Annotated in this window: 28 protein-coding genes and 1 pseudogene; 15 read left to right on the top strand and 14 right to left on the bottom strand. The window is 64.6% G+C overall.

What is annotated here, in order from left to right; translation table 11 throughout:
- Positions 1-8 precede the first annotated feature (8 nt).
- On the top strand, positions 9-1,004 hold the full coding sequence (locus AC6LJW_RS12405; protein WP_498087457.1) for an NAD(P)H-quinone oxidoreductase: 996 nt from the start codon (positions 9-11) through the stop codon (positions 1,002-1,004).
- Positions 1,001-1,768 carry an SDR family oxidoreductase gene (locus tag AC6LJW_RS12400; RefSeq protein WP_427984831.1) on the top strand — a complete coding sequence of 256 codons (768 nt, stop codon included), beginning with the start codon at positions 1,001-1,003 and terminating at the stop codon, positions 1,766-1,768. The genes AC6LJW_RS12405 and AC6LJW_RS12400 overlap by 4 nt, the downstream gene beginning before the upstream one ends.
- A gap of 71 nt (positions 1,769-1,839) precedes the next feature.
- On the opposite strand, the gene AC6LJW_RS12395 is transcribed toward AC6LJW_RS12400, so the two are convergent.
- Positions 1,840-2,499 carry a thiopurine S-methyltransferase gene (locus tag AC6LJW_RS12395; protein WP_427984833.1) on the bottom strand — a complete coding sequence of 220 codons (660 nt, stop codon included), beginning with the start codon at positions 2,497-2,499 and terminating at the stop codon, positions 1,840-1,842.
- Between the two features lie 235 nt (positions 2,500-2,734).
- Here AC6LJW_RS12395 and AC6LJW_RS12390 point away from each other — a divergent pair, with 235 nt between their 5' ends.
- Positions 2,735-3,454 (top strand): tetratricopeptide repeat protein, encoded by a 720-nt coding sequence (locus AC6LJW_RS12390; RefSeq protein WP_056570672.1) that lies wholly within the window; start codon positions 2,735-2,737, stop codon positions 3,452-3,454.
- A 22-nt stretch (positions 3,455-3,476) separates the two neighbouring features.
- Positions 3,477-4,232, top strand: coding sequence for a hypothetical protein (locus AC6LJW_RS12385; protein ID WP_498087456.1), 756 nt, complete (start codon positions 3,477-3,479; stop codon positions 4,230-4,232).
- A 17-nt stretch (positions 4,233-4,249) separates the two neighbouring features.
- Here AC6LJW_RS12385 and AC6LJW_RS12380 read toward each other — a convergent pair.
- From AC6LJW_RS12380 to AC6LJW_RS12365, 4 genes and pseudogenes are all read right to left on the bottom strand, one after another.
- Positions 4,250-5,002: pseudogene (locus AC6LJW_RS12380) on the bottom strand (YoaK family protein); the annotation flags it as partial.
- A gap of 74 nt (positions 5,003-5,076) precedes the next feature.
- Entirely contained in the window at positions 5,077-5,763 is a 687-nt protein-coding gene (locus AC6LJW_RS12375) for a lysozyme inhibitor LprI family protein (RefSeq protein ID WP_498087455.1), read from the bottom strand.
- Positions 5,760-6,989 carry an SMI1/KNR4 family protein gene (locus tag AC6LJW_RS12370; protein WP_498087454.1) on the bottom strand — a complete coding sequence of 410 codons (1,230 nt, stop codon included), beginning with the start codon at positions 6,987-6,989 and terminating at the stop codon, positions 5,760-5,762. Before AC6LJW_RS12370 ends, AC6LJW_RS12375 begins: the two co-directional genes overlap by 4 nt.
- Positions 6,990-7,175: 186 nt before the next feature.
- Positions 7,176-8,222 (bottom strand): aldo/keto reductase, encoded by a 1,047-nt coding sequence (locus AC6LJW_RS12365; RefSeq protein ID WP_056570681.1) that lies wholly within the window; start codon positions 8,220-8,222, stop codon positions 7,176-7,178.
- A gap of 315 nt (positions 8,223-8,537) precedes the next feature.
- Here AC6LJW_RS12365 and AC6LJW_RS12360 point away from each other — a divergent pair, with 315 nt between their 5' ends.
- Positions 8,538-9,497, top strand: coding sequence for an AraC family transcriptional regulator (locus AC6LJW_RS12360; RefSeq protein WP_427984839.1), 960 nt, complete (start codon positions 8,538-8,540; stop codon positions 9,495-9,497).
- Positions 9,498-9,531: 34 nt separating this feature from the next.
- On the opposite strand, the gene AC6LJW_RS12355 is transcribed toward AC6LJW_RS12360, so the two are convergent.
- Positions 9,532-10,347: a 2-keto-4-pentenoate hydratase gene (locus tag AC6LJW_RS12355; RefSeq protein WP_056570684.1), complete on the bottom strand. Its 816-nt coding sequence runs from the start codon at positions 10,345-10,347 to the stop codon at positions 9,532-9,534.
- Between the two features lie 106 nt (positions 10,348-10,453).
- Between AC6LJW_RS12355 and AC6LJW_RS12350 the strand changes: the two genes are divergently transcribed.
- Positions 10,454-11,425, top strand: a complete 972-nt coding sequence (locus tag AC6LJW_RS12350; RefSeq protein WP_056570686.1) for a LysR substrate-binding domain-containing protein — start codon at positions 10,454-10,456, stop codon at positions 11,423-11,425.
- 129 nt (positions 11,426-11,554) lie between these two features.
- Positions 11,555-12,181: an isochorismate family cysteine hydrolase YcaC gene (gene ycaC, locus AC6LJW_RS12345; protein ID WP_056570984.1), complete on the top strand. Its 627-nt coding sequence runs from the start codon at positions 11,555-11,557 to the stop codon at positions 12,179-12,181.
- Positions 12,182-12,259: 78 nt separating this feature from the next.
- Here ycaC and AC6LJW_RS12340 read toward each other — a convergent pair whose 3' ends face one another.
- Complete coding sequence (locus tag AC6LJW_RS12340; protein ID WP_056570688.1) at positions 12,260-13,411, bottom strand: sterol desaturase family protein; 1,152 nt, start codon at positions 13,409-13,411, stop codon at positions 12,260-12,262.
- Positions 13,412-13,664: 253 nt separating this feature from the next.
- Between AC6LJW_RS12340 and AC6LJW_RS12335 the strand changes: the two genes are divergently transcribed.
- Positions 13,665-13,907 carry an HP1242/YdcH family protein gene (locus tag AC6LJW_RS12335; RefSeq protein ID WP_056570690.1) on the top strand — a complete coding sequence of 81 codons (243 nt, stop codon included), beginning with the start codon at positions 13,665-13,667 and terminating at the stop codon, positions 13,905-13,907.
- 18 nt (positions 13,908-13,925) lie between these two features.
- Here AC6LJW_RS12335 and AC6LJW_RS12330 read toward each other — a convergent pair whose 3' ends face one another.
- The 3 genes from AC6LJW_RS12330 to AC6LJW_RS12320 form a co-directional block, all read right to left on the bottom strand.
- Complete coding sequence (locus AC6LJW_RS12330) at positions 13,926-14,918, bottom strand: Bug family tripartite tricarboxylate transporter substrate binding protein (protein ID WP_498087453.1); 993 nt, start codon at positions 14,916-14,918, stop codon at positions 13,926-13,928.
- Between the two features lie 117 nt (positions 14,919-15,035).
- Positions 15,036-16,250 (bottom strand): CaiB/BaiF CoA transferase family protein, encoded by a 1,215-nt coding sequence (locus AC6LJW_RS12325; RefSeq protein ID WP_056570694.1) that lies wholly within the window; start codon positions 16,248-16,250, stop codon positions 15,036-15,038.
- Positions 16,251-16,284: 34 nt separating this feature from the next.
- The gene (locus AC6LJW_RS12320; protein ID WP_498087452.1) at positions 16,285-17,241 is read right to left on the bottom strand and encodes a hydroxymethylglutaryl-CoA lyase; all 957 of its coding nucleotides are present in this window, start codon (positions 17,239-17,241) and stop codon (positions 16,285-16,287) included.
- A 113-nt stretch (positions 17,242-17,354) separates the two neighbouring features.
- On the opposite strand from AC6LJW_RS12320, the gene AC6LJW_RS12315 reads away from it, so the two are divergent.
- From AC6LJW_RS12315 to AC6LJW_RS12305, 3 genes are all read left to right on the top strand, one after another.
- Complete coding sequence (locus tag AC6LJW_RS12315) at positions 17,355-18,266, top strand: LysR family transcriptional regulator (RefSeq protein WP_056570698.1); 912 nt, start codon at positions 17,355-17,357, stop codon at positions 18,264-18,266.
- A gap of 160 nt (positions 18,267-18,426) precedes the next feature.
- A complete protein-coding gene (locus AC6LJW_RS12310; protein ID WP_498087451.1) occupies positions 18,427-19,029 on the top strand; it encodes a LysE/ArgO family amino acid transporter in 603 nt (200 codons plus the stop codon).
- A gap of 81 nt (positions 19,030-19,110) precedes the next feature.
- Positions 19,111-19,452 carry a hypothetical protein gene (locus AC6LJW_RS12305; RefSeq protein WP_056570702.1) on the top strand — a complete coding sequence of 114 codons (342 nt, stop codon included), beginning with the start codon at positions 19,111-19,113 and terminating at the stop codon, positions 19,450-19,452.
- A 93-nt stretch (positions 19,453-19,545) separates the two neighbouring features.
- On the opposite strand, the gene AC6LJW_RS12300 is transcribed toward AC6LJW_RS12305, so the two are convergent.
- Positions 19,546-19,875 carry a hypothetical protein gene (locus AC6LJW_RS12300; protein ID WP_498087450.1) on the bottom strand — a complete coding sequence of 110 codons (330 nt, stop codon included), beginning with the start codon at positions 19,873-19,875 and terminating at the stop codon, positions 19,546-19,548.
- Positions 19,876-20,077: 202 nt separating this feature from the next.
- Between AC6LJW_RS12300 and AC6LJW_RS12295 the strand changes: the two genes are divergently transcribed.
- Positions 20,078-20,989, top strand: coding sequence for a DNA/RNA non-specific endonuclease (locus tag AC6LJW_RS12295; RefSeq protein ID WP_082579044.1), 912 nt, complete (start codon positions 20,078-20,080; stop codon positions 20,987-20,989).
- Positions 20,990-20,997: 8 nt separating this feature from the next.
- On the opposite strand, the gene AC6LJW_RS12290 is transcribed toward AC6LJW_RS12295, so the two are convergent.
- Complete coding sequence (locus tag AC6LJW_RS12290) at positions 20,998-22,080, bottom strand: flavodoxin family protein (RefSeq protein WP_498087449.1); 1,083 nt, start codon at positions 22,078-22,080, stop codon at positions 20,998-21,000.
- A gap of 157 nt (positions 22,081-22,237) precedes the next feature.
- On the opposite strand from AC6LJW_RS12290, the gene AC6LJW_RS12285 reads away from it, so the two are divergent.
- Entirely contained in the window at positions 22,238-22,504 is a 267-nt protein-coding gene (locus tag AC6LJW_RS12285) for a hypothetical protein (protein WP_056570708.1), read from the top strand.
- Between the two features lie 89 nt (positions 22,505-22,593).
- Here AC6LJW_RS12285 and AC6LJW_RS12280 read toward each other — a convergent pair whose 3' ends face one another.
- Both AC6LJW_RS12280 and AC6LJW_RS12275 read right to left on the bottom strand, forming a co-directional pair.
- Positions 22,594-23,103, bottom strand: coding sequence for a hypothetical protein (locus AC6LJW_RS12280; RefSeq protein WP_498087448.1), 510 nt, complete (start codon positions 23,101-23,103; stop codon positions 22,594-22,596).
- A 168-nt stretch (positions 23,104-23,271) separates the two neighbouring features.
- Positions 23,272-24,201 (bottom strand): LysR substrate-binding domain-containing protein, encoded by a 930-nt coding sequence (locus AC6LJW_RS12275; protein ID WP_498087447.1) that lies wholly within the window; start codon positions 24,199-24,201, stop codon positions 23,272-23,274.
- Between the two features lie 128 nt (positions 24,202-24,329).
- On the opposite strand from AC6LJW_RS12275, the gene AC6LJW_RS12270 reads away from it, so the two are divergent.
- Together AC6LJW_RS12270 and AC6LJW_RS12265 are read left to right on the top strand one after the other, a co-directional pair.
- Positions 24,330-25,109: an enoyl-CoA hydratase/isomerase family protein gene (locus AC6LJW_RS12270; protein ID WP_498087446.1), complete on the top strand. Its 780-nt coding sequence runs from the start codon at positions 24,330-24,332 to the stop codon at positions 25,107-25,109.
- Between the two features lie 18 nt (positions 25,110-25,127).
- Positions 25,128-26,339, top strand: a complete 1,212-nt coding sequence (locus AC6LJW_RS12265; protein WP_498087445.1) for a CaiB/BaiF CoA transferase family protein — start codon at positions 25,128-25,130, stop codon at positions 26,337-26,339.
- The last annotated feature ends 12 nt before the right edge of the window (positions 26,340-26,351 follow it).

Below are 26,351 nucleotides of genomic sequence, written 5' to 3'. Positions count from 1 at the left end.
AACGTCTCATGTCTTTACGCTGCACATTCATCGACCATGGCAAGGGCGGCGCGCCCGATTGCATGCGCATCGCCGAACGCGACATGGAAACGCCCACGCGCCGCCAGGTGCTGATCGAAGTGGCCTACGCGGGCGTCAACCGCCCGGACGTGCTGCAGCGCTCGGGGTCCTATCCCCCGCCCGCGGGCGCCTCGCCCTATCTGGGCCTGGAAGTCTCCGGCACCATCGTGGCGGCCGGTCCCGACGTGCGGGACTGGAAGGTGGGCGACCAGGTCTGCGCACTGACGCCGGGCGGCGGGTATGCCCAGTATTGCCTGGCCGACGAGCGCCATTGCCTGCCGGTGCCGCGCGGGCTGGACCTGCTGACCGCGGCGGCCATTCCCGAAAACTACTTCACCGTCTGGACCAACGTGTTTGACCGCGCACGCCTGGCCGCGGGCGAAAGGTTTCTCGTCCACGGCGGCTCGAGCGGCATCGGATTGACGGCGATCCAGCTCGCGCGCGCATTCGGTGCAGAGGTCTGGACCACCGTGGGCAACGCGCAAAAGGCGGATGCCTGCCTGAAGGCCGGCGCACATCATGCCGTGCAACACCGTGACGCGGACTTCGAGGCCGCCGTGAACGAAGGCACGGGCAAAGCCGGCGTCGACGTGATCCTGGACATGGTGGGCGGCGCCTACATCAACAAGAACCTGCGGCTGCTGGCCCTGAACGGGCGGCTGGTGCAGATCGCGTTCCTGGAAGGCAGCAAGGCCGAGATCGACGCCCTGCCCATCATGACCAAGCGGCTGCAATTCACCGGATCCACGCTGCGCCCGCGTTCCGACGAGGACAAGGGCGCCATCGCACAGGCGCTGGCGCAGAAGGTGCTGCCGCTCATGGAGCAGGGACAGTGCCTGCCCTTGATCCACAAGGTCTTTCCGCTGGCCGAGGCCGCTCGCGCTCACGCGCTGATGGAAAGCAGCAAACACATCGGCAAGATCATGCTGCAGGTGCAGCCATGAGCGCGCGCTTTACCGGCCAGACCATCATCGTCACGGGCGCGGTGGGCGGCATCGGGTCGGCCATCGTCGACGCGTTCCTGGCCGAAGGCGGCCGCGTGGGTCTCATCGACTTCAACGCGCAGGCCGGCCAGGCCTTTGAGAAGGAACTTCAGAAACGCGGCCACGACGTGTGCTTCGTGCCCACCGATGTCGCGCATTTCGATCAGTGCCAGGCCGCCTATGACCGCATCACGCGTGAGCTGGGCGCCGCGACCATCCTGGTCAACAACGTCGGCATCTCGCCCAAGACAAACGGCCGCGCGCTGAAGGTCTGGGAAATGCCGCCCGCGGAGTGGAACAATGTCGTCGCGGTAAACCTGAACAGCGTGTTCTACATGACGCGCCTGGCCACGCCACATATGGTGCAGGCGCGGCAGGGCCGCGTCATCAATATGTCGTCGGTGGCCGGCCGGGCGTACTGCGATATCGTGGCGGCGCATTATGCGGCCACCAAGGCGGGGCTGATCGGGTTGACGCGGCACTGGGCAGCCGAGCTGGGCGAGCATCAGGTGACCGTGAATGCGCTGGCGCCGGGCCGGATCAGCACGCCCCTGCTGAAAAGCGTGCCGCAGGAAATCAACGACGCGGTGGCGGCCGTGACCGCGCTGCGGCGCCTGGGCACGCCCGAGGAAGTGGCGGACGCGTGCCTGTTCTTCGCGTCCGATCAGGCCAGGTTCGTGACCGGGCAGGTGCTGGACGTGGCCGGTGGCTGGTTGATGACCTAGCCCGTAAAACGCTCACGAAAAAAAGAGCCCGTTCGATTGAACGGGCTTTTTCACGGCGGTAACGCAGAGCGTCAGGCCTGCACGCCCAATCGGTAAACCACCGTGTCCAGGCGGCTGACGCCGGCGGACTGAAACTTGGGTTCCTTATCGAGGATGTCGCGGCGGTCGATGATGACGGCGGGCGACACGCTTGAGAAGATCGCCTGCACTTCGCTGTCCACCACGGAAAACGGGGGGCCAGCCATCTCGTCTTGGGGATAGTCCAGGGTAATAAGCAGGCCGCGGTACGACGGCGACAATTGCCCGTAAACGTGGCGCACGTAGTTTGCCCGCATCGCGTCCGGCAGCGCGACGAGCGCCGCGCGGTCATACACGCCCACGCAATGCGACAGCACCTGCGCGTCCATCTTGAAGATGTCTCCGCAGACGATCTCGATGTTGCCGGCGACGTAATGCGTGCCATATGCCGATTCGTGCTTGACCGGCCGCAGTTCGTTTTCTGTGAAGAACTGCTCCACCGCAAGCTGCGACAGCTCCGCGCCCAGCACCTGATGGCCCTGCGCGGCCAGCCACACCATGTCCAGCGACTTGCCGCACAGCGGGACCAGCACCTTGCCGCCTGCGGCGACGTCGAGCGTTGGCCAATATTTCTGCAATAGCGGCGTGATCCGAGCCTGATGAAAATGCGTGCGCCCTTCGCGCCAACGTTCCAGCCAGAATTCCGCGTCCATGACTTGTCTGCTCCTCCTATGAGTACGTGTCGCAATTGCACCGTGATGTTTCGCACCCGGACGGCACCGGGATCAGCGTACCCGCCACCCTTGCCGGGGCGCTTGATCGCACGCAATGCGCGCTCGGGCATTGTAGTGCCGGTCTGAAATGACGGGCGCGGCCGCCCTGCCAGTCCTTCGCCCGTGAAGGTTCCGGTATCGTATGGACCCGACATGACGTCCCGCGGACCTTCTCATGCTTGCAGCGCTTCGCATCCGTCTCTTCTCATCGTTGCTACTCGCCAGCGTTCTGGCGAGCCCGCCGGCCCATGCCCAGGACGCGTCGCAGTTGGACGACGCCTACCTCACGGCGCTGCGGACGGAGAACGACGCGCTGCGTGCGCGCATCCAGCAGTGGCCCCCTGCCCTGCAGGCGCAGAACTCGCAAGTTTCCGCGGCGCTGCGGGCCGGCAATCGCCAGGAGGCGCAGCGCATCGCCGAAGACATGGCGCGGCTGGAACCGGCCAACGCCGACATCAGGCTGTTCCTGGGAAAGCTGCAAGGTCAGCAAGGCAACATGGCGGCGGCCCTCGCACTGTTCGAGCAGTCGATCGCGCTGGATCCCGGCAATAAGTGGGCGTACATCAACAAGGCGGGTGCCCAGGCCGAACGCGCGGACCTGCCCAACGCGCTGGTGACCACGCAGGCGCTGATCGCAAGATTTCCTGACTGGAGCATTGGCTACAACCTGCAGGCGTCGCTACTGGATTCAATGAACCGCCACGACGAAGCGCTGGACGCCTATGAAAAAGCGGTACGCGCCAAGCCGGCCAGCGCCCTGATTCTGACGAACCAGGGCAACCTTCAGCGCCGGCTTGGCCGCCTGGCCGACGCCCGCAATTCCTACGAAGCCGCGCTACGGGTGCAGCCGGGCTACGCATTCACCGAAACACAATTGGCAAGCCTGCCGCAATAGGGCCGTTGCGCCCGGAGACCCCATGAACCGTCGTCCCCTGCTGCTGATGCTTGGCAGCCTGATCGCCGCGCCGTTGCGCGCCCTGGCATCGCCTGGCCGCGATGCCATCATTCGCCAGGTATATGCGGCGCCAGAGGCCGGCCTGGCTTACACCCCACAGCATGCCGCTTTGGTGCGCCTGCTGCGTGTGCAATGGATGCCGGTCGAATCCGGCGCGCCCGGCATCGATTTCGAGCAACCGCTGCTCGGCGGCGCCGATACGCTTGCCACTGCACGCAGCGCCCTGAAGACGGCCGACGATGCGCTGGTCATCCGGCGGCTGGCTGAAGTCTGCCGTCTGGTCCCGCGCTATGTGCAATCGGTCGGCAGGCTGCAACCCGGCCGCTATGAAGTGCCGGCTGAGATGCGCGAGGCCTTCGATTTTCCGGAAAGCGGCGTGGATGCGAAGGGGACGTTCAATCTGCGCAAGGAGCATCTGATTCTGCTGCGCGCCGCAGTCTGGCGCGAAGTGGATGATCAGGCGCTGGGCGCGGTTTTGCGCGAAGGGGACCGCTTCTGGCCCATGCCCTACATCGACGGCAAGCGTCCGTATGGAGTATCCAGTTACTACCAGGTCGACATCGGCCGATTGCTGGGCGAACCCTATTCGCTGGACGCCAAGGGTCACGCCATTAACGACCCAGCCAAGGACGCCCGTTTCGAACGCCTGCACTATGAAACGCTGGCGGCGCTGCAGGTGTTTCTGAGCCATTCCGCTGCGGTCAAATCGAAGCGGTAACGAGGAGACCGCTACGCACGGTGCATGAAGCTGCGAATGTCGTCCAGGATCGGCACCGCTGCCAGCAGCATCAGCAATAGCGCCAGCGGCCACGTGGAGCCGAAGCCGAAGTTGAAAAACGAATACGCGCCCGTCACGCCACCCACGAAGAACAAGGTCACCATCAGGCTCAGCACGATAAGCTTGCCGCGGTCGGCCAGCACCCGCGGCATGGCCTGCGGGTCGCCCTTGGCAACGTTCCAGTAGAAGAGCTTGCCGAGCTCGATGCCGATGTCGGTCACCATGCCCGTCACGTGCGTGGTGCGGATTTCGGACCGGGATACCTTGGTGATCATCGCGTTCTGCAGGCCCATGATGTAGCAGAGCAGCATCACCGTGCCGGGTACGTAGAACCAGCGCAAGGTCTCAAGGTTTGCGCCCAGCAGGCCAAAGATGAGCAGCAGCACGGCCTCGAGCAGCAGCGGCATCGCGTATTCGCTGGCCAGCCGAGATCTGCGTCCGAAGTTGATCAGGAAGGCAGAGCTGGCCGCCCCCGCCATGAACGACAACAGCGCCGCCAGACCTTGCAGCACCACGATCACCCCGCCGAGCGCCATGTGGTCGGCCATCATGGACACGATGCCGGACATATGGGAGGTGTACTGCTGGACCGCCAGGAAGCCGCCCGCGTTGACGGCGCCGGCGGTAAAGGTCAGCAGATAGGCAAGATGGCGGTTGGCTTGCGGGCTGCGGCTGACCGCGGTCAGCCGGCGCAGATACGGGATGGTCACGCCTGTCCTTTCAAAACAAGAACGTGTTCACTGCGATTCGGAATGCCATTCTAGACGCGGTGGTGCCGCGCCGATCAGGGCCTTGAGACGGGATAGTAAACGCCGCCCAGCGCGCCGTTAAGACCGCAATACGGCCGGCCGGCCGCGTCAGCGGCGCCTGCCGGCGGGATTTCGGCCAGCACAAGGCCGTACCCCTTGCGCGACAACGTCAGGGACCAGCCCTCGGCATCGACCGTCTCGACGACCAGCGCGTTGTTCTTGACCGCGCCCACGCCGCGGACATCGCACACCCAGCGGCCATTTTCGGGATGCGCCGCAGAGCCGTCGAACGCCAAGCTGCCATCCGGCTGCCGTTTGATTGAAATGCCGCCCGCCAGGTTTTCCCAATCACCTTCAAAGCCCTGACGCCGCTTGAGCACCAGCGATGTCATGAAGGCGTCGCGATACTTCAACCGGTCGGCCAGTTCCTTTTGCGGCGCGTCGCCGCCGGGCGGTGACGCGTAGGCCTCGTCCCGCACCTTGACAAACCAGCGCTGATCTTCCGTCAGCGCCTTGCCCGTTGCCGGGTCGAAAGTCATTCTGGCCTTGCTGAAGTGTCTTGCAATGCTGGCATCCTGTTCGGCCAGCCCGCCATCCGCGCAGATCGCCTTCTCGACCGCCGTCCGGGCCTTGGCGCAGTCGAACGACGGCTTGCTTGCAGCCCAAGCCGCCGGACTGCACTGCACGACGCACAGCATCATCCCGGCGGCCAGGCGATTCATAGCGAAAACGCCCGCAGGTTGGCGACACGCGCCGCCAGGCCGTCCTCGCCCAGGTAGTGCCCCAGCTTGCCGGCGCGCACGCGCTTGAGGTCTTCCTGGTAACGGGTGGCCATGGAATCGCGCACCTGGGCGTACGCCTCGGCAATGCCGTCACCGCAGGCGTGGGCAATGAGACGCGCCGCCTCGGGGGATCCGCACGCGACGCAGCGCGCGACACCCAGCGCATCGGCTTCGGCGCCGCGCGCCAGCAGCGCGGCGACCAGTGCGGCGGGCGGTTCGCGATCGAAGCGGTGAATGGCGGTGGGACTGACCGGCGCGCCCGCATCCAGCAGCGCCTGCGCCGCAGCATGCGCGTGCTGCATCAAGGCCACGTCCAGCGCCTGGGCGCTGCCGCGCAGCGGCGCATCGAGGCGCACGCCCTGCGCCGACAGACGCCGCACGAGGGCCGCGTCGTCGTGCGACAACGCATGCTGCAAGGCCAGCGCGGCCAGACCAGGCTTGGCGGCCAGCGTTCCGTCCTCCAGAGGGCCGCGCCAGTCCACCAACGCCCGCCGATGGAAGGCGGCCACGCGGTCCGCCAGCGGCTGAGGCATGCCATGATCCGACACGCGCTCATCCAGATACTCCAATACGCGCAAGCCCGTGCTGTCCTTGTCTTCCTCGGGATCGGTTTCCAGGCACAGCGCGGCAAACGCGGCGTGCAGGTCCGGCGCGATGGTCGCGATGCCGTCCTGCTGCAAGGCATGCGTCCAGCCCGGCAGGCCCTGCTTCCATGCGACCACGCTGCCTGCGCGCGGCCCAGGTTCGACGGCGACGTAGATGCGGTCGCAGTATTCGAAGCCGCCTATCGGCAGATAGCGCAGCTTTCCGTTCCACGTCGCGCCGTCCTCGGCGGCGGCTTCCTCGGCGCACTCCTGCTCGTGCTCGATCCAACCTTGCAGGTCGCGGTACTGGTCGCTGCCGTCGTAGAACAGCTCGGACCAGCTCAGGGCCTCTTCGTTGCCGTCCATCTGCGCGCGCAGATCGTAGGCCAGCTCGCCCCCGGCGGTGAGCCGCCACAGGTCGAGCAGCGCTGGCGGAAGCGGCCCCTCGCAAACGGCCTGGATTTCCGCAATGCGGGCGTCGGAAATCGGCGGCTGCACATCGATCAGCAGGCGGTCGGCAAACACCGCAATGCCGTGCTCACGCAACGCCAGCAGTTCGCCGGACGTGAAAAACTCGCTCATGTTGAAACTTCAAGGATGGAGACCGGTGCGATTTTACTAGCCGGGGGGTGAAGAACCGCCACCCTAAGATGGCCGACCGCCGTTGATGTACGGAGTTTGCCCTTGGCCTTCCACACGAGAAAGCATGACGTCCAGCGGATGCGGACCGGCGCTGGCTCGCCGGTCCATCGTTGATCGCGCCTCGCGTCAGGCCGCACCCGACTCGCGCAACTGCTGGCGCCGGTATTCGCCCTGGCGCACGTGCATCCAGCCCGGGTACTCCGGCGGCAGTGCGCTGACCTTGTCCAGCGCAGCCAGCTCGTCCTGCGTCAGCCGGATGTCCGTGGCGGCCAGATTGTCCTCCAGTTGATCCACGCGCTTGGCGCCGATGATGACGCTGGTGACGACCTGCTGGTGCAGCAGCCAGGCCAGCGCCACCTGCGCGACCGAGACGCCGCGTGCGTCTGCAATTTGCCGCAGCGCGTCGATGCTGTCGTAGGCGCGCTCCCGGTCCACGGGCGGAAAATCGAACGCAACGCGTCGGCTACCGGCCTCGGCCTCGCCATCGCGGCTGTACTTGCCGCTGAGCAGGCCGCCGGCCAGCGGGCTCCACACCATCAGCCCGACGCCCTCGCTCTGCAGCATGGGAACCAGTTCCCGCTCCAGATCGCGGCCGGCGATCGTGTAGTACGCCTGCAGCGACTCGAAGCGCGCCAGTCCCAGGCGTTGCGCAATGCCAAGCGCCTTCATGATCTGCCAGGCGGCCCAGTTCGACACGCCGATATAGCGCACGTGGCCATGCTGCACCAGCGTGTCCAGCGCCCGCATGGTTTCCTCGACGGGCGTGGCGGGGTCGAAGCCGTGGATCTGATACAGGTCGATATGGTCGAGCTGCAAGCGCGACAGGCTCTTCTTGACGCCATCCAGGATGTGCACGCGCGAATTGCCGCGGGCATTGACGCCCGCGCCCGTCTGCCCGAAGACCTTGGTGGCGATCACGACGTCTTCGCGCGGGACCTTCAGGTCGCGCAAGGCCTGGCCGGTGATGATCTCCGAACGGCCTTCGGAGTACACATCCGCCGTGTCGATGAAATTGACGCCCGCGTCCAGCGCGCGGCCGACCAGCCGGTTGGCGTCTTCCTGTTGCAGGCTGCCGATCTTGCTCCAGAGTTCGCCTTCGCCGCCGAAGGTCATGGTGCCCAGGCAAAGCTCCGAAACGAACAGGCCCGTGCTGCCGAATTTCTTGTATCGCATGTGTGCTCCTTCAGGGGCTGGCCGGCGCGCCGGATCCCGGAGTGGGACCGCTGCGGCAGCCTGCCGGGGTGCGGACAGTATGCGTCCGGCGAGCTGCGCGCACGCTGCTTGATCCTGCCCTTTTTTTGCCTGATTCTCCGGCGAGGCGGCCGATGCGGCGCGACCCGTCGTTTTCTCCGGGATTCCTGCCTAATCCTCCATTCCCCTGTACCGGCCACCGCGAACCGCGCAAGATGGCAATACACTGGCGGACACCCAATCCTCTGCCGCCATCGCCCATCTGGTTTACGGGCGGCGCGCCCCGGGAGCCCCTCGATGTCTCTGAATTCTGCCCGATCCCTTGCGTCCGCCAGCGCCGCCCAGGACGCCGCCTGCGAACTGGGGCGGTCCGAGCTGCTCTGTACGCTCGAGCGCATGACCGGCACCCTGGAAGGGGCGCTGGATACGCCGATCGAGGGCCTGTACCTGCACCGGCTGTCGCAGCCGTCGGGCGCCAAACCGGGCCTGCAGAAGGCGGCGCTGGCGGTCATTGCGCAGGGATCGAAGCGCCTGTTCATCGGCGACGAGACCTACGAATACGATCCCTTCCATTTCCTGATCTCGTCGGTGGATCTGCCCGTGGTGGCCAAGGTGTCGGTCGCCAGCCCGACGCTGCCCTATCTGGGCTTGCGGCTGGATTTGAACCCCGAGGAGATCACCGCGCTGATCAGCGACGAAAACCTGCCGCCGCTGGTGCCCGCCGAAGCCTCGCGCGCGCTTTGCATCAATCCGCTGGGCAGCACCCTGCTGGACGTGGTGCTGCGGCTGCTGCGGCTGCTGGACACGCCGCGGGACATTCCGATCCTGGCGCCGATGATCAAGCGCGAACTGTTGTACCGCCTGCTGATGAACGGCCAGGGCGTCGTACTGCGCCAGACGGTGCTGCAGGACAGCCAGCTCAACCGCGTGGCCAAGGCGATCCGCATCCTGCGCGACAACTTCGCGCAGCCGCTGCGAGTCGAAGAAATCGCGCGCGACGTCCACATGAGCGTGTCGTCGCTGCACCACCACTTCAAGCAGGCTACCGCCATGAGCCCGCTGCAATACCAGAAGCACCTGCGGCTGCAAGAGGCGCGGCGGCTGATGCTGACGGACGATGCCGGCGTGGCGCTGGCCGCGCATGCCGTGGGCTACGAGAGCTCATCGCAGTTCAGCCGCGAGTACAGCCGTCTGTTCGGCGCGCCGCCGCTGCGCGACAAGCAGCGCTGGAAGGACGAAACGGCGCTGGCCGCCTGAAGACTCAGCCATCCGCCCGCCTCGGCGGATTGTTCTACGCCTCGAAGACGATCCGCATGCCTGGCAGGCTAAGCCCGTCGAGCTCGGTGCTCCAGGTCTCGCCGGCGTGAACGGGGTAGGCGCGCGTCAGCGTGCCGGTCGTGACCAGTTCCCCGGCCTGGATTGCGTCGGTTGCCGCTCGGTCCGCGACCACATCAATCAGATGCGCCAGCGCGGCCACCGGGTTCCCCAGCACGTTCGCGCCGCTGCCGGTCTCGCGCAGCTGGCCATTGCAGGACAACGCCACCTGGAAACGCTGCAACCGGTCGAGCAAGTCGGGCCCGAGTTCAGCGGGTTCGGCGCGCGCCCCAATGAAAAGCGCGGCGTGCAGCGCGTTGTCCGCCACCGTATCGGCCGCCTGGAACTGCCAGGCGGGGAAATGCGATTGGACCAGTTCGAACCCATGTGCGATCCAGTCCACGCAGGCCAGAATCTGCGTCAGGTCGCGCGTTTGCGGCGGTGCGGTATGAAAGTGCAGCACGATCTCGGGTTCGATGCGCGGCTCTGCGTACGCAGCGAGCTGGCAGCGGACCTCGCCGCCGTCGGCCTGCACCAGGGTGTGCGCGTAGACGCGCCCCCAGACCGGAAAGTCCACGCCCAACGCCGCCCACATCGCCGGATTGGTGAAACCGATCTTGCGGCCGACTTGCTGCGCGCCTTGCGCCACGCGCATCTCGTGGACTTTGGCCGCCACATCGTAGGCCTGCGCCAGGCCAAAGCCGGCGTGCCTTGCCGTCAGGGGCGCAATCGGCGTGGCATGGTCCTGCGCCGCCTTCATTTCCCGCGCAAGCGCGAGCGGATCGATGGACATGGCGTCTCCTCCCTACTTCCTGTGGGTAATGGCGACTTTATAGGGAATCGGCGCCGCGCGCCGTAATATGCTCGACCGGCCCACCGACAACCCACGAGGAATTTGCATGCACGACCTGAATGACCTTTATTACTTCGTGGAGGTCGTCAAACATGGCGGTTTCGCGCCAGCCGGGCGGGCGCTGGATATCCCGAAGTCGCGCCTCAGCCGCCGCATCGCGCTGCTGGAGGAACGCCTTGGCGTGCGCCTGATCCAGCGCTCCACCCGTACCTTCGCGGTGACGGAACTGGGCCAGGAATACTACGACCAGTGCCTGGCGATGCTGGCGGGCGCCGAAGCGGCGCAGGATGTCATCGACCGCACGCACGCCGAACCGCAAGGCACCATCCGCATCGCCGCGCCGCCTGCGCTCATCTACTACTTCCTCGGTGACGTGGTGGCGCGTTTCATGGAAAAGTGCCCCAAGGTGAACATCTACCTGAAGAGCTTCAGCCGGCCGGTGGACGTGCTGCGAGAAGGCTTCGACCTGGCGGTACGGGTGCGCTTCGGCCCCATCGAAAGCAGCGACCTGGTCATGAAAAACCTGGGCTTGAGCTGCCAGAGCCTGGTCGCCAGCCCCGCCCTGGCGCGCACACTGCCCGATCCCGGCGACCTGCAGCGCATCAGCCGGCAGCCGACGATGGCGCTCGGGACCGAGCAGCGGGAATGCCAATGGCGCCTGATGGGACCGGAGAACGCGCGCCTGGCGGTGCCTTTCATGCCCCGCCTCGTCACGGACGACATGCTGGCGCTGAAGCAGGCCGCACTGCGGGGCGTGGGCGTCGTCGCCCTGCCCCTCCTGATGATTCGCGAGGAACTTGATGCGGGCACCCTTGTGCCCGTGGGCGCGCCCTGGCAACCCGAGCCCGGCAGTGTCCATGCCGTGTTTCCGTCGCGGCGTGGCCTTCTGCCTGCCGTCCGTGAGCTGTTGGATTTCATGGGAGACGCGTATCGTGAAAACGCGCGCTGCGAAGCCGCAACGCAGACGCGCCACGGCATCCCCACCCTACAACCCGTCCATACATTGTCCGATAAATAGAACGCTGAGAGTCGAAATTCCCGTCTACCGGCGCGGTCGTCCTGAAATTAATATCCTTCCTACGCACTCAGCGTTGCCCAAACCACCGCGCAACACCGCGCAAAACCTGAATTGACCAAGGAATCAGCCATGACCCGCCCCTACGTGAAGCTCGACAAGTCCCAAGCCGCCGTTCTGCTGGTGGATCACCAAGCCGGCCTCCTGTCCCTGGTGCGCGACTTCCAGCCCGACCAATTCAAGAACAATGTGCTGGCCCTGGCCGACCTGGCCGAATACTTCAAGCTCCCGACCATCCTGACCACCAGTTTCGAAGACGGCCCCAACGGCCCGCTGGTCCAGGAACTGAAGGACAAATTCCCCGACGCCCCCTACATCGCCCGCCCCGGCAACATCAACGCCTGGGACAACGAAGACTTCGTCAAGGCCGTCAAGGCCACCGGCAAGAAGCAACTGATCATCGCCGGCGTCGTCACCGAAGTCTGCGTCGCCTTCCCCGTGCTGTCGGCCATCGAAGAAGGTTTTGACGTGTTCGTGGTGACCGATGCCTCGGGCACCTTCAACGAAGTGACGCGTGACGCCGCATGGCGCCGCATGGAACAGGCCGGCGCGCAACTGATGTCGTGGTTCGGCGTGGCTTGCGAACTGCACCGCGACTGGCGCAACGACGTGGAAGGCCTGGGCACCCTGTTCGCCAACCACATCCCCGACTACCGCAATCTGATGGCCTCGTACTCGGCCTTCAAGGCGGCCAAGTAAGGTTGCGCGGCCGGCTTGCCGGCCAGACCACGCTGAGACAGCGATGAAAAAAGGCCCAGGCATTTGCCTGGGCCTTTGTCACTTCTGCTTGCGGGCGAAGGGATACGCCTGCTGCGCCAGGAATGTTCCTGGCATGTCGTTGTCCAGGATCCCGTAGTTCTGCGGCAGCCGGTTTCCCGCCCCGCGCACCGCGGTGCCGAACAGATAGTCGATAAATGAAAAGTGCGCGGCGTAGTTCTTGTCGATCGCCTCGGTATCGGACGAGTGATGCCAGTGATGGAAGTCCGGCGTCACGATGATGTAGCGCAGCCAGCCCCACGGCAGCTTCACGTTGGAATGGATCAGCACCGCCTGGAATCCCACGATGATGATGTAGGCATCGAGCACGGCCTTCGAAAAGCCCAGGACGAACAGCACGCCCAGCACGGCCACGCGCGTGATCAGCAGTTCAACGATGTGCAGGCGCGAGCCGGCCAGCCAATCCAGCGTGCGCGTGCTGTGGTGCACGGCATGGAAGCGCCACATGAACGGCACCTCGTGATAAATGCGGTGCGCGGCGTATTGCGCCAGGTCCGCCACCAGCACCGCCACGAACAGCTCCAGCAGATACGGCATCGACTGGATGGCCTGTTGCAGCGGCTCGTACGCCGCCCATGAAAACAGGCGGTGAATGAAGAAGTTGATGCAGAGCAGCACCGCGCCCACCGACAGGTGATTGAACAGGAAGTGCTTCATGTCCACCTGCCATTCGCCGCGAAACACCGGCTGGCCCGGGTACAGCGGCGTCAGCTTCTCGAAAATGATGAAGACGGTGCTTGACGCCAGCAAGTCCAGAATGAACCAATCAAGCCCAAGATACGGATGGCCGCCAGTATTGGTGGCGCTAACGGCCACTTGGCTGCCGCCTGCAGCGACCGCGCAGCACACCAGCACGAACGCCGCAATGTTGAGCCAGCGCTGCCGTCCCAGCACGGTGTTGGCCAGCGCAATCGAGCCCGACACCAGCAGCGCGCCGAACAGCAGCGTGCGCATCGCTTCCACCGAGTAGAAGCTGCGCAGCTCGGGCGTGGTCAGGTAAGCGGGAAAGTGAAACGCCAGCACACCCAGCACTGACAGAATGGCCAGAAACAGCGCAATCACGCCGCTCATCATTCCCGTGCCGGGATGGATCCGGCCGTCCTGCTTGAAAAGATCCATCACTCTGCGATAGACCGGTGCGCGCTTGTTCATTGGGGATCTGGGACAGTCCAAGGGGAAGCGAGTGTATCGCCGGGGACAGACCATTCTGTAAAGAAACGTGAACGCGCACGACAGAATGGCTCATTTCTTGCCCGCCTTGCGCAGGGTCAACGGCAGCCAGCGGCGGTTTGGTCCGCAAGGTTGACAAGGCGATGGCGTTGGCGTGTCATGGGCTTTGACGCTGATGATCGCGTCGAGCCAGGCGCATCGTCGGTCCCGTCAACCGGTTCCTCAAGAGGCCTTTATGTTCCCTGAATACCGCGAGCTGATTACCCAACTCAAGTCCGAAAACGCTCACTTTTCGGCGCTGTTCCAGCGGCATAACGATCTGGATCAGGAAATCCAGAACATGGAGGACGGCATCAAGCCGTCCTCGGGCGCCGCGATCGAGGTGCTTAAAAAAGAAAAACTGCACCTGAAAGACAAGCTGTACGGCCTGCTGCGCGCGGCCGACCCAAACGGCCACGGCAAGAGCAACGGCAGCTGACCTGCCGCTGGTCGCGGGCTACATCAGTTCCAGGCCCGCGCCTTTGACGACGGACGCGTACTTCGTCATTTCCGAACGGAAGTACGCCACCGTCTGCTCCGGCGGCATCAGGACGATACGGTTGTTCTGGGTCGCCATCGCCTGCTTCACCTCCGGCGAATTGAAGGCGCGGCCCAACGCGTCAAAGATGCGGCGCACGTCCGCCTGCGGCAGCTTCGCCGGTCCGACCGCCGCGAACCACCCGCCGATTTCGTAGTCCGCCAGACCCTGCTCGCGCAGCGTCGGCAGGTCGGGCAGCGCCGCCATGCGCTCTGCGCCACAGGCGCCCAGCGCCTTGAGCGCGCCACTCTTGATCTGCGGCAGGACGGACGGCAGCGACAGCACGCCGAAGTCGACCTGCCCGCCGATCAGATCGGCCATCATCGGTCCCACGCCCTTATACGGGATATGCCGCGCCTTCACCTCCGCCTGCTGCACATACATTTCCGCGGCCAGGTGCAGGATCGTGCCATTGCCCGACGACGCGTAGTTGTAGCGGCCAGGCTGACTTTTCAAGAGCGCAGTCAGCCCCTTGATGTCGTTCGCGGCAATCTTCTGCGGATTGGCGACCACCAGGAACGGCGTCATGCCCACCATGCTGATCGGCGTGATGTCGGCCAGCGGGTCGAAGGGCAGGCTCTTGTAGACGCTCGGGAAGATCACATGGTTGTTCGACACCATGCTGAGCGTGTAGCCGTCAGGCGCCGACCGCACCAGTGCCGAGGTGCCCACGATGCCGCCCGCGCCAGGCTGGTTTTCGACCACGACGGTATGGCCCAACGCGGTGGACAAGGCAGGTCCCGCCGCCCGGGTGATCGTGTCCACCCCGGATCCCACGCCCACAGGCAGGATGAATTTCACCGGCCGGTCCGACTGCGCCCACGTCACGCCGGGCACACCCAGCACGGCGGCGCCCAGCGCGCCCAGCACCTGGCGGCGGCTCCAGCGCCCGCCCGCACGTTGATTGCCCATGTCTGTCTCCTGATGGTTTTTGTATCGGCCGACTTGCGCGGCCGTTTACTGCAACGGCTTTATCAACTGCTCAGGCGCGGCGCGGCATGCTGCAAACCTGACGCGCGCGCCACCACCTCACGCTGCGGCGCCCTGCGCGCGCAACGCTTCGATCTGTCCGGCGTCGTACCCCAACCCTTGCAGGAGCGCGTCGGTGTCCGCGCCCAGCACAGGCGGATCGCGCCGCACGCCAAGGCGATGCCCGTCCATCATCAGCGGAAACAGGGCGGCGCCCGCGGTCTGGCCGGCCCGCTCGCCGTCAGGTAAACGGATGTCGGCCAGCCCACCGGTGGCGCGCAGGTGCGGATCGTCGTACAGCTCCTCCGGCTTGACGATGGGGGCGAACGGCAGGCCGATGCGTTCGAACACGGCTGCGAGCTCCGCCGCGCGGTAATGCACCAGCCGCTTGCGCAGATCCGCCAGCAGCGTGGGCCGCAGCAGCACCCGGTCATTGTTCGTGGCCATCGCCGGGTCGTTTTTCAGATCGTCGAATCCGAAGGCATCGCAGAACGTCACCCACTGCGCGTCGCTCACCGCCGCCAGGAAGATCTGCTCGCCGTCCTTGACCGTGAAGACGTCATAGAGCGCCCAGGCCGATACCCGCTCGGGCATCGGCGCGGACGGCTGGCCCGTGATCGCGTACTGCAGCATGTGCTGGCCCACGAGAAACACGTTGTTCTCGAACAGCGCCGACTGCACCTCCTGGCCGCGCCCGGTGATGCCGCGCTGGATCAGTGCCGCCATCGCGCCGATGGCGCCAAACATGCCGCCCATGATGTCGTTCACACTGGTGCCGGCGCGCACCGGATCGCCCGGCCGTCCGGTCATGTAGGCCAGCCCGCCCATCATCTGCACGACCTCGTCCAGGGCCGTGCGCATCGCATAAGGGCCCGGCAGAAACCCCTTGTGGCTGACGTAGATGAGGCGCGGATTCTCTTTGGACAGCGAGGTGTAGTCCAGGCCGAATTTTGCCATCGTGCCGGGCCGGAAGTTTTCCGCCACCACGTCGGCGCTGGCGGCCAGCTTGCGCGCCACCTCGGCGCCCGCCGGACTCTGGATGTCCAGCGCGATGCTCTTCTTGTTCCGGTTGAACATCGGAAAGAATCCCGCGCCCACGCCCAGCAGATGACGCGTGCGGTCGCCTCGCACGGGTTCGACCTTGATGACTTCGGCGCCCAGATCGGCCAGCACCATCCCACAGGTGGGCCCCATGACCATGTGGGTGAACTCCACGACGCGCAGGCCGGCAAGGGGCAAGGGACGGGAGGACGGGGGAGTGGCGGCGTTTTGCATGGAAAGGCTCGATGTTGATGCGTAATGCGCACGCTCAGGCCGGCTGGCCGCTGCGTGCAGGATAGGTCTTGGGCAGGCCGGCGCGCCACAGCGCGCCGTGCAGCGGCTGGTCGGGCAGCCAGCCAGCGGCGGCTTCGCGCAAGTCCAGCAGGCGGGGCAAGTCGATGCCGGTCTCGATGCCCATGCTTTGCAGCATGAACACCAGATCCTCCGTGCTGACGTTGCCGCTGGCGCCCGGCGCGTGCGGACAGCCGCCGATGCCCGCCAGGCAGGCGTCAAACCGCGCCACCCCGGTGTCCAGCGCGGCCAGCACATTCGCCAGCCCCAGCCCGCGTGTGTCGTGAAAGTGGGCGCAGCACAAACGATCGCCCGCGATGCGGCGCGCGGCTTCGAACAATCGCCCCACCGACGCCGGATCGGCATATCCCACCGTATCGGCCAGACTGACGCGGTCGGCGCCGGCATCCAGCAGCGCCTGCATGAGCCGCAGCACTTCGTCCTGGCGCACTTCACCCTGCAAGGTGCAGCCAAAAGCCGTTCCGACGCCGCCCTCGATCAGCATGGACGAGCCCGCCGCGTCGCGCGCCGCGCGCATCTGGCCGACCATCGTCACCACCTCCTCGGGGGTCTTGCGCAGGTTCGCCAGGCTGTGCGCGTGGCTGGCCGAGAGCGGCACCAGCATCAGGTGAGCACCGCTGGCCAGCGCCAGTTCGGCGCCCTTCAGGTTGGGCACCAGCACGGACACCGACAGGCCGGAAAGCCGCGTGGCATGGGCGATCAGTTCCGCCGTGTCCGCCAATTGCGGCAGCAGGCGGGCGGGCACAAAGGAGCCCACTTCGATCTCGCGCTGGCCCGCCGCGTAGGCCGCGTCGATCCAGTCGAGTTTGGTCTGCGTAGGCATCACGACGGACAGGCTCTGCAGGCCATCGCGTAGCCCCACTTCACGGATCGTGACGGCCGACGGGCGACAGGAGGGTTCTTGGAGGGGCATGGCAATTCGGCGATGAGAAGAGAAACCCCAGTTTAGATATTCTCAATCCGCCCACAAGCAGTATTTTGGAACGCTTAAAATTCCGTTTCGGAATATCAACCTGGGCGACCGCCATGCGCGACCTCGACATCACCACCCTGCGTCTCTTCATCTCCGTCTGCGAGACCGGCAACATTGCCCGCGCCGGCCAGCGCGCCAACATCGTGGGGTCGGCCATCAGCAAGCGGCTCGCGCAGCTTGAGGACACCGTAGGCGCCAAACTGCTCACGCGCAAGCGCCGGGGGGTCGAGCCCACCGAAGCCGGCGAAACGCTGCTGGAGCACGCGCGCGCCATCCTCGCCAGCTCCGAGCGCATCGAACGCGACATGTCCGCCTACGCCAGCGGCGTAAAGGGACAGGTGCGGATCCTGGCCACCGCATCGGTCCTCGCCGAATCCCTGGCCGAGGACATCGCGGCCTTCCTTCAGGCCGCGCCCCACCGCAACATTCGGGTCGACATGGAGGAACGCGTCAGCCAGGAGGTCGTGCGCGGCGTCCGGGAAGGCATCGCCAGCCTGGGCATCTGCTGGGATGCAGCGGACTTTCATGGACTGGAACGGCGTCCGTACCGGGGCGACCGCCTGGCGATCGTCACCGCGCCGGGCCATCCGCTCGCCGACCGCGAAGCCGTCTTCTTTGAAGACGCATTGGAATACGAGCATGTGAGCATGCCCGCCGCCGGCGCCGTCCTGCGCATGCTGCAAACGGCCGCCAACGACAGCGGCAAGGCGCTGCGGCACCGCGTCACGGTCAGCAACTTCGATTCGGCCTTTCGCGTCGTGCTGGCGGGATTGGCCATCAGCGTGGCGCCCATCGAAGTCGCCACGCCCTATGCATTGGCGCACGGGCTGCGGGTGCTGCCGCTGAAGGACGCCTGGAGCCGGCGGCGCTTCGCGATCTGCATGCGCAACGCATCGGCGCTGCCTGCGGCCGCAGCGTTGCTGCTGGATCATCTGGTGGCGGCGGGCGCGAGCAGTGCGTCGTGAACTGGCGTTGGCACGAGCGAGGCTTCGGGAAGCGCATGGACGAGATGCGGGCAGGCTCGTTCAATTAGCTGTACTAATCAAAGATTAGGATATTTAGTTTTTCTAATCACGCGGCTAGCGCTAGTCTGAGCGCCCCTTGTGCCTTGCCAGACGTTGCAGCATGACCACCGCTTTCATCCCCGGATTTCTCCTTGGCCTCAGCCTCATCGTCGCAATCGGCGCGCAGAACGCCTTTGTGCTGCGACAGGGCTTGCGCAAGGAACACGTCTTCGTGATCTGCCTGACCTGCGCGCTGTCCGACGCCATCTTGATCGCGGCGGGCGTGGCGGGCTTTGGCATCGCGGTCGGCCTGCTGCCCTGGCTGGAACCGGCCATGCGTTATGGCGGCGCCCTATTTCTCTTTGTTTACGCGGCGCGCAGCCTGCATTCGGCGTTTCGCACGCAGCACGCCCATTTGTCGCCCTCGTCCCGTCAGGCGAATAGCCCATACGCCGCGCTGGCGACGTGCCTTGCACTCACGTGGTTGAACCCGCATGTCTATCTGGACACCGTGGTCCTGCTGGGCTCCATATCCAGCCAGTACGAAGGCCGCAAGCTGGCCTTTGCTGCGGGGGCAATCTGCGCGTCGTTCTGCTTTTTCTTCGCGTTGGGATACGGCGCGCGCCTGCTTCGGCCCGTCTTCGCCAATGCCGCCGCGTGGCGTGTGCTGGATGCGTGCGTCGGCATCCTGATGATCGTGATCGGCGTACAGCTGGTGAGGTAATCCTCATCCATATGGCGGACGGCGAAGGCGGCGGCGCGCTGCTACGCTGCCCTACCCGTCGTCCTTAAAGGATCGTCCGCCATGAGAACCGCCATTGGCGCCGCCTGCGCGTTGGCCATCCTGCTGTGCAGCGGTCCGGCCTTTGGCCAGTATGTGGTGCGGACCCAGGACATGAGCGGCAAATGGAGCGTGCCGAACCCGCATTACGAAGGTGTGCCCGAGCTGTTCCGGGCAAGCTCCGGCGCCAAGCGCGCCTGCCTGGACCGCGGCCCGCCCAGCAACCTGTACCGCGCCACCAAGGTCATCGACCTGCGGACCGGCGAAGAGGTGCTGGTGGTGGACTGCATCCCGATTCGGAACGAACAGCGTCAGCGATCGGAGCAGATTCGGGCGAATGCGTTGAAGGCGGCGCCGCAGCAGTGATTCAGTGTTCGTGCCGCGTGCCGCTTTCCGAGATGGTGCGCTGCCAATCGCCAAGTATCGTGACCGGAGCCGCGCGCCTTCGCGACGAACGCGCTATCGCGCCTTTTGCGCGCCGTCCCTTTCGCCCGCGGACGCGTTCAGGTATTCCTTGACCGTGCCGTCCTTGTTGTAGGTCACCGTCAGGGTGCGCTGATCCTGCATGGCGCCGAACTCGCTGTTGTTGAAATAGAACCACGACGCCGTCCGCAGACCCTGCTTGTTGATGTCCTGCGTGCGGGGCGGGCCAAAGTCGCGGACCATTTCATCAAACGTCGTGACGTTGATCTTGATGGCTTGCACCTTCGACTGCGTGATCATGTCTCCCGGCGCGGGAGCAGCGCAGCCCGTCACAAGGGCGGCCACGAAAAGCACGGACGATCTCATTGAACTTCCCCAGTCCTGTCAGCCGGCAGGTGCGGCTGTCGTGTTTTTGAATTTCGAACGAGCATAAGAATACTCTGCCCGCCGCCGCTCGGGCGGTGGACAGCGCCGGCGTTACCGGCCCAGCGCCTGTCATGTTGCGGTCATCTACAATGCCGCCAGTTGCCGAGCGCGAAGTGGCGCCGGCCCGCAACAAACAGGCAGCATGACCCGCGCGAAGAAATCAGCACCCAGAAAGAAAGCCCCGGCCAGCAAAAGCCGGGCCGCCAGCCCCGGCCGCATCTACCGATTCCTGCGTACGTTCACGCTGACGTCGCTGGCCGCGTTCGGCGCAGCCACCTATGCGCTGAACCCCCAGTGGCGCGCGCACTTCTCCGTCGACGACATTCTTGCGCGCGTCGGCTGGCCAACCCAGGAAAAGTTTGCGCCCGCAGCCGCGCCCGCCGGCGGCATGGCGCACACGCGCTTTTCCGACTGCCCGCAATTCTTCCCGCAGCAACGCCCGCCCGTCGTGCCCGCCAGCCAGGCGTTGCGCGAGTTGTGCTTTTCAAACTTCGCCATCCTGCACAACGGCCAGACCAAGACGCCCGTATTCGTGGCCGAGCGCCTGAACCGCAAGATCCTGACGCAGGCACAGGGCATGGAGCGGGCCGACAAGTTCTACGCCGAGGCGCGCGTGCCTCGCGCCGAACGCGCCGAACTGGCGGACTACAAGGGTTCGGGCTATTCGCGCGGCCACATGGCGCCCGCGGGTGACATGTCCACCCATGAGGCCATGGCGCAAAGCTTTTCACTGGCCAACATGGTGCCGCAGGACCAGCGCCACAACGGCGGCCCGTGGAGCCAGATCGAGCAGGACACGCGCAAATACGTGATGCGCGCGTCGGGCGACGTGTATGTGTTCACCGGGCCGTTTTATGGCGACAAGCCCAAGGAGATCGGGTCCGGCGTTGCCGTGCCCAGCCACCTGTTCAAGGTCGTGTTTGATGCATCCACGGGGCGCTCGTGGGTGCATTGGCAGGCGAACAGCGCGAGCACAAAGGCAGGCGCGCCGATCAGCTATGAAGAGTTTGCGCGCCGCACGGGGATGCAGTTGCTGCCGACAACGGGGAATTGATCGTTCGGCTATTTCGGCCGCGGCGACGGCAACCCCTGCTCCACGGCGGGCCACTCCCCCGCCCGCAGGCGCGGCAGGCACATGACCATCGCCTTCGCCACATTGCGCACCTCTTCCTGCACCGCCGTGTCCTCATCCAGATCCGCGTGACTCGTGGCATAAGGCTTGTAGTAGCCAATGTAGCGATCCAGCTTCGACGACGCCCCCGCATCCACCAGCCCCATCCATTCCAGCCAATCGCACAGCGCGCGCCGCTGCCCCTCGATCCCCGCCACGTCGCCATGGACCATGACGCCATAAGCGCGGCCCGCCAGGTGCTTCGGAAACGGCCACCCGTCCATCTCGATCTGCTTGGCCTTCATCGCGTCCTTGCCCGAGGTCGTCGTCGGATCGGGGTTGCCCCCATCCGCGCAGACCAGCCGGTCGATCATCAGCTTCAGCACGCTGGGCGACTGATACCAATACGTGGGCGCCAGCAGGATCACGCCGTGCGCCGATACCCACTGCTCGTAGATGTCGTTCATCGCATCGTTGTCCTGCGCGAGCGAATGGTTGGGATAACAGCTACAGGGCCAATGGCAGAGCGGCATCGCCGTGGATACGCAGCCTTTGCAGGGATGGATAAGGTATTGGTATTCCGACGTCAACCGGCTGAGGTCCAGCATGTCCGCCTGCACACCTGCCGACTCCAGTTCATCGCGCACGATTTCAGACAGCCGCCACGTCTTTGCGACTTCGCCTGGACAGGTCCCGTCATTGCGCGCCGCGCCGTTGATCACCAGGACGCGCGAGCGCGTATCCGGGTCGCGCTGCATCAACGCCGCGCGCGCCAGACGATCATGCGCTTCCTTCCATTCCACCGACAGGTCGTAATCGGGATCGGCATAACCTGATCCCGCTTTGACGGTGTGGGGCGCCTTGCGTCCGTTCGCATAGGCATCCCAGGCGATGGATTCGAGCCGCGCCAGTGCTTCGGCCTCTGCCTTGAATCCCGGGTCGTAGAAGCGGCGCATGAAGCGCAGACGGAATGTGTCGCGGGGCAGCTTGCCGGCATACTGTCCGGATCGGACGTCGAGCTTCGGTTTGGCCATAGCGGTGACTCTGCAAAGATGCGCGTAGCCAAGCAGCAACTCTTATGCCTGCCTGCTTGCTGTCATGGCTTGCACCAGGGTGATGACCGCACGGAACCGTCACACCTTTCAAGGGCGCATCGAGTGCAGTAGGATGAACCGATCGACTGGAGGAATCATGCAAACAGCCAAGTGGGACTTTCAGATCACGAAGCCGGAGCAAGACGGCGATGAATGGCGCATCGGCTACACACTGATCTCACCGATAGCCGGCGTGCCGTCCGAACGCATTGCCATCGACGAACATTTTCATTCCGCCCATGGCGCTATTGCCGAGGCGACCCGACTCGCGCAGATTCATGTTGCCGACTTGAACGGTGAAGCGCCGACGTTCGAACGTCCGAGCGATTCCGAGGTGCCGTTCGACAAAGACCAGCGGTTCTAGGCAGTACCGCGCAACGGACGAGAGCAGCCACGCGAGCATTTACCGCGTGGCTGCGAATCACTACATTTGTGCGTTCTGAAACGGACCGTTCAGCGGGCCGGAGCCGGATTCGCCGGCGTGGCGGGCACCTGGATCTCTTTCTTGCGCATTACCCCTCCGCCCTGCACGCTGCCCTGCACATTCGTGGGCGAGGTCATCTTGGACACGCAGGTTGCACGCTGTGATTCGGGCAGGCGGTTGCAGCGAGCCAGCTCGTTCTGCCGCAATTGCTCGGGGCTTTCCGCACTCAGGTTTTGACGTTCGCGCTCCTGACGGGCCGCCGCGGCTTCGCGCAAGCACGTTTCCAGCGGTTGGCCGGAGGTGCCGCTCTTGCACGTCGCGACATCCTGCTGATGCTGCGATTGCGTCGTACTGCTCGTGTCGGCTGCGTGGGCAGAGCCTGAAGCCCATGCCAGTCCGGCCAGGCACACGATCGCAGAAAGTCTTTTCAAGGGCACTTGAACAGCATTCATCTTGTGAACAGTATTCATGGTCAGCTCCTTAAAAGAAAAATGAGCCTGGCGATACGCCAAGCCGCCCTCCCCGGCGATATTTACCATGCGGGCACCCTTGGCAGCAGCAGGCGAAGTAACCTTGTGTATCACGCGCTCTTTGTGCTTGGCCGTGGCATTGTGGGGGGATCCCTGACAGACTTCCTGTACCTTTGCCTGCGGACATCGCACGACGCCGGATCGATCCTGAAACTAAAATCGGCCCGAAGGCCGCGCTCAGGGCGTCTCGAGTAGTTCACAGGCCCAGACGCCACTATTGATTGATGTCCGAACGCTTGCAGTCAACAGTCTGAGAGTTTCCAGAGCTGCCGCCGAGGGGCTGTGATATCGGCTTACCGCGAGATAGCCAGTGCGAGCCAGGGAATCGCCTTGCAGATGGGCGCGATCAAAGCGCCTCGACGCATCCGCTCCTGGCAACGACGCGGAGGGCAAAATCGAGAATCCCATCCGACTCTCGATGGCCTGCATCAGCAGGCCGGGTGAATCAATTTCGGCTAGCACCCGCGGCTTGGCATTCAGCTTGAGCCAGGACGTTTCCAGCATCTCGCGAATCCCGTTTGGCCTTCTCAAGAGCAACAGCTCATAAGCGCAGGTTTCCTCGATAGACACGCTGCGGCGACGCTTCAGCGTGCCCCGGGCGCCCACCAGCCACAGCGGTTCGAGCAGGAGGGGAGTCAGATCCAGAGCGCGGTCGTTCGTGTTGTCGAACACCACTGCCATGTCCAGCTGCCCCTGAGCGACAAGCGGACCCAGCATGGAACTCGGCCCTTCCACAATCTGCAACCTGACCGCCGGGAGCGAGGCCAATACCGCCCGTAGCAAATCCAGACCAATTACCGACGAAACCGTCCACGGCAACCCCACCACGACAGGACCTGAGGGGCCGATGGCTGCCTGACTCGCAATCTCGGGCGTGGCATCCAGTTGGCGCAGGACATGCTTCGCATGCCGGTAGACGGCTTTGCCCGCTTCAGTGGGAGTGGCGCCTCGAACATCCCGCAGCAACAGTTGGACGCCGAGCTGCTCTTCCAGCTTGTTCATGTGCAGGGTAAGGGCGGGTTGCGCGACATGCAGAGACCGCGCAGCACGCGACAAACTGCCGGCGTCCACAATGCCGACAAAATACTTCAGGACACGGGCTTCCATGGGGCGAACTCTTATGGCACAGGGGGCGTTCAAGCCATAACGATTCTATATGCCCCCAGTTCAAAAATGTATTTTTTGTCGCAGCAGCGCCTCTCCTAGACTACACAAAACCATAAACAGGAGACGCTATGAGCGGCGCCATTCACGTGCAGCGCGAGGGTCATGTCGCGACGATCATCATCGACAACCCCGGCAAAAAGAACGCCATGAGCCAGGCCATGTGGATCGCGATGGGCGATGCGCTGGAGTCATTGGCAAGGGAGGAAAGCCTGCGCTGTCTGGTCCTGCGCGGCGCTGGTACTGAAGCATTCGGCAGCGGGGCGGATATCGAGGAGTTCGAATCCATCCGTGCCACCAAAGCGCAAGCGATAGCTTTCGCGCGCCATGGCCATCGTGCCATGCATGGAGTACGCGACTTTCCCGTTCCGACGGTAGCAGCCATTCGCGGCGCGTGTGTCGGAGGCGGCCTGGAACTAGCCGCGTTCTGCGACGTCCGGATGTGCGATGCCGATAGCCGTTTTGGCGTGCCGATCGCCCGACTTGGCGCCGTTCTTGCATATCCGGAGTTGGAAGGGCTTGTGCGCGTGGCGGGCGAGGACGGTGCGCTGCGCCTTTTGCTGCTCGGCAACATCATCGGCGCCGAAGAGGCCAGAGCGCTTGGCATCGTGCAGCAGATCGTGAAGGACACCGAGTTCGACACTGCGCTCGCCGACGTCGTCGGTCAGATTCTGGCTGGTGCGCCTTTGTCCGCGCGCTGGCACAAGAAATTCGTTCAACGACTGCGACAAGGCACACCGCTGGACGCGACCGAGCTCGAAGAGGGCTACGACTGCTTCGACACCGAAGACTATCACCATGGCTTTCAAGCCTTTCTGGCCAAGCAGCGGCCGGTTTACCAGGGAAAGTGATTCACGATGCGAACTGAAATGAAAGACGAAGCTGGCGGCCCGTTGGCCGGCCTTAAAGTCATCGAGATTGCACATGTCATGGCCGGCCCGGTCGGCGGATTGCTGCTGGCCGACATGGGCGCTGACGTCATCAAGGTCGAGAGGCTGCCGGGCGGCGATGACACCCGCCGCACAACGCCGCCTGAGATCCAGGGCGAGTCCGCATCGTTCATGATCATCAATCGGAACAAGCGCGGAATCGCCGTCGACCTCAAGGATCCTCAAGGCGTGGAAGTCGTGCGCCGACTGATCGCCACCGCCGACGTCGTCCTTGAGAACTATCGCCCGGGAACGATGGAGAAGCTGGGCCTCGGATACGAATCATTGCGTGAAGAAAACCCGGCGTTGATCTATTGCAAGATCACCGGTTTCGGTTCCAACGGCCCCTACGCCAAGCGCGCCGGATACGATCTGATCTCGCAGGGTATGTCTGGGCTGATGAGCATGACTGGCGAAGCGCCGGGGCGACCGCCCGTGAAGCTTGGCATCCCGGTCGGCGATGTCACGGCCGGCATTCTGGCGGCGACCGGCATTCTGGCCGCCTACATTCGCCGGCTCAAGACGGGACGAGGACAATTCGTCGACACGTCGCTGCTCGAAGCGTCCGTTGTACATACTTACTGGCCCGCCGCGCTCGCTCTGGCGACCGGGGTATCCGCCGGACCGATGGGTTCTGCGCATCCCGTTGCTGCCCCCTATCAAGCGTTTCCGACTCGGGATGGATGGATCAATGTCGGAGCCATCAGCCAAGCGACGTGGGAAGGTACGGCGCGTGTGCTGGACGCCGCGTGGATGATCACGGATGAACGCTTCCGGACCAACGGCGCCCGCATGGCCAATCGCGCCGAACTGGTTTCCGTCATGTCGGAGATTCTTCGCACTCGGGGCACGGACGACTGGATGCCGGAATTCGAACGTGAAGGCGTGCCAGCCGGCCCTGTTCGCACCATGGCGCAAGTGCTGGCCGACCCCCAGACGCAAGCGCGCGAAATGGTCGTGGAAGTCGATCATCCCGTGGCTGGCACCATTCAGGCATTGGGCTGCCCGATCAAGTTCTCGGACGGCAGCGGCGTCACGCGGCGAGGTGCTCCGCGCTATGGAGAACATACCCGCGAAGTGCTGGCTGAATTGGGGTATTCGAATTCCGACATTGACTCCCTTGCCGGCGGCAAAGTTGTGAGTTCAATCTGAGTATCCGGCGAA

The organism is Achromobacter sp. 1012554356 (genome assembly GCF_059760815.1).
Note: the sequence above shows the minus strand (reverse complement) of the source record. Positions and strands in the feature narration are given on the sequence as shown.

Bases quoted from the DNA above. Each gene is read 5' to 3' on its own strand.
- AC6LJW_RS12310 (WP_498087451.1), top strand. From the start codon at position 18,427: ATGACCACCGCTTTCATCCCCGGATTTCTCCTTGGCCTCAGCCTCATC.
- AC6LJW_RS12335 (WP_056570690.1), top strand. From the start codon at position 13,665: ATGTTCCCTGAATACCGCGAGCTGATTACCCAACTCAAGTCCGAAAAC.
- AC6LJW_RS12365 (WP_056570681.1), bottom strand. From the start codon at position 8,222: ATGCGATACAAGAAATTCGGCAGCACGGGCCTGTTCGTTTCGGAGCTT.
- AC6LJW_RS12315 (WP_056570698.1), top strand. From the start codon at position 17,355: ATGCGCGACCTCGACATCACCACCCTGCGTCTCTTCATCTCCGTCTGC.
- ycaC (WP_056570984.1), top strand. From the start codon at position 11,555: ATGACCCGCCCCTACGTGAAGCTCGACAAGTCCCAAGCCGCCGTTCTG.
- AC6LJW_RS12355 (WP_056570684.1), bottom strand. From the start codon at position 10,347: ATGTCCATCGATCCGCTCGCGCTTGCGCGGGAAATGAAGGCGGCGCAG.
- AC6LJW_RS12330 (WP_498087453.1), bottom strand. From the start codon at position 14,918: ATGGGCAATCAACGTGCGGGCGGGCGCTGGAGCCGCCGCCAGGTGCTG.
- AC6LJW_RS12350 (WP_056570686.1), top strand. From the start codon at position 10,454: ATGCACGACCTGAATGACCTTTATTACTTCGTGGAGGTCGTCAAACAT.
- AC6LJW_RS12280 (WP_498087448.1), bottom strand. From the start codon at position 23,103: ATGGTAAATATCGCCGGGGAGGGCGGCTTGGCGTATCGCCAGGCTCAT.
- AC6LJW_RS12320 (WP_498087452.1), bottom strand. From the start codon at position 17,241: ATGCCCCTCCAAGAACCCTCCTGTCGCCCGTCGGCCGTCACGATCCGT.
- AC6LJW_RS12385 (WP_498087456.1), top strand. From the start codon at position 3,477: ATGAACCGTCGTCCCCTGCTGCTGATGCTTGGCAGCCTGATCGCCGCG.
- AC6LJW_RS12395 (WP_427984833.1), bottom strand. From the start codon at position 2,499: ATGGACGCGGAATTCTGGCTGGAACGTTGGCGCGAAGGGCGCACGCAT.
- AC6LJW_RS12270 (WP_498087446.1), top strand. From the start codon at position 24,330: ATGAGCGGCGCCATTCACGTGCAGCGCGAGGGTCATGTCGCGACGATC.
- AC6LJW_RS12305 (WP_056570702.1), top strand. From the start codon at position 19,111: ATGAGAACCGCCATTGGCGCCGCCTGCGCGTTGGCCATCCTGCTGTGC.
- AC6LJW_RS12295 (WP_082579044.1), top strand. From the start codon at position 20,078: ATGACCCGCGCGAAGAAATCAGCACCCAGAAAGAAAGCCCCGGCCAGC.
- AC6LJW_RS12400 (WP_427984831.1), top strand. From the start codon at position 1,001: ATGAGCGCGCGCTTTACCGGCCAGACCATCATCGTCACGGGCGCGGTG.
- AC6LJW_RS12265 (WP_498087445.1), top strand. From the start codon at position 25,128: ATGAAAGACGAAGCTGGCGGCCCGTTGGCCGGCCTTAAAGTCATCGAG.
- AC6LJW_RS12290 (WP_498087449.1), bottom strand. From the start codon at position 22,080: ATGGCCAAACCGAAGCTCGACGTCCGATCCGGACAGTATGCCGGCAAG.
- AC6LJW_RS12285 (WP_056570708.1), top strand. From the start codon at position 22,238: ATGCAAACAGCCAAGTGGGACTTTCAGATCACGAAGCCGGAGCAAGAC.
- AC6LJW_RS12390 (WP_056570672.1), top strand. From the start codon at position 2,735: ATGCTTGCAGCGCTTCGCATCCGTCTCTTCTCATCGTTGCTACTCGCC.
- AC6LJW_RS12325 (WP_056570694.1), bottom strand. From the start codon at position 16,250: ATGCAAAACGCCGCCACTCCCCCGTCCTCCCGTCCCTTGCCCCTTGCC.
- AC6LJW_RS12360 (WP_427984839.1), top strand. From the start codon at position 8,538: ATGTCTCTGAATTCTGCCCGATCCCTTGCGTCCGCCAGCGCCGCCCAG.
- AC6LJW_RS12370 (WP_498087454.1), bottom strand. From the start codon at position 6,989: ATGAGCGAGTTTTTCACGTCCGGCGAACTGCTGGCGTTGCGTGAGCAC.
- AC6LJW_RS12275 (WP_498087447.1), bottom strand. From the start codon at position 24,201: ATGGAAGCCCGTGTCCTGAAGTATTTTGTCGGCATTGTGGACGCCGGC.
- AC6LJW_RS12375 (WP_498087455.1), bottom strand. From the start codon at position 5,763: ATGAATCGCCTGGCCGCCGGGATGATGCTGTGCGTCGTGCAGTGCAGT.
- AC6LJW_RS12405 (WP_498087457.1), top strand. From the start codon at position 9: ATGTCTTTACGCTGCACATTCATCGACCATGGCAAGGGCGGCGCGCCC.
- AC6LJW_RS12340 (WP_056570688.1), bottom strand. From the start codon at position 13,411: ATGAACAAGCGCGCACCGGTCTATCGCAGAGTGATGGATCTTTTCAAG.
- AC6LJW_RS12300 (WP_498087450.1), bottom strand. From the start codon at position 19,875: ATGAGATCGTCCGTGCTTTTCGTGGCCGCCCTTGTGACGGGCTGCGCT.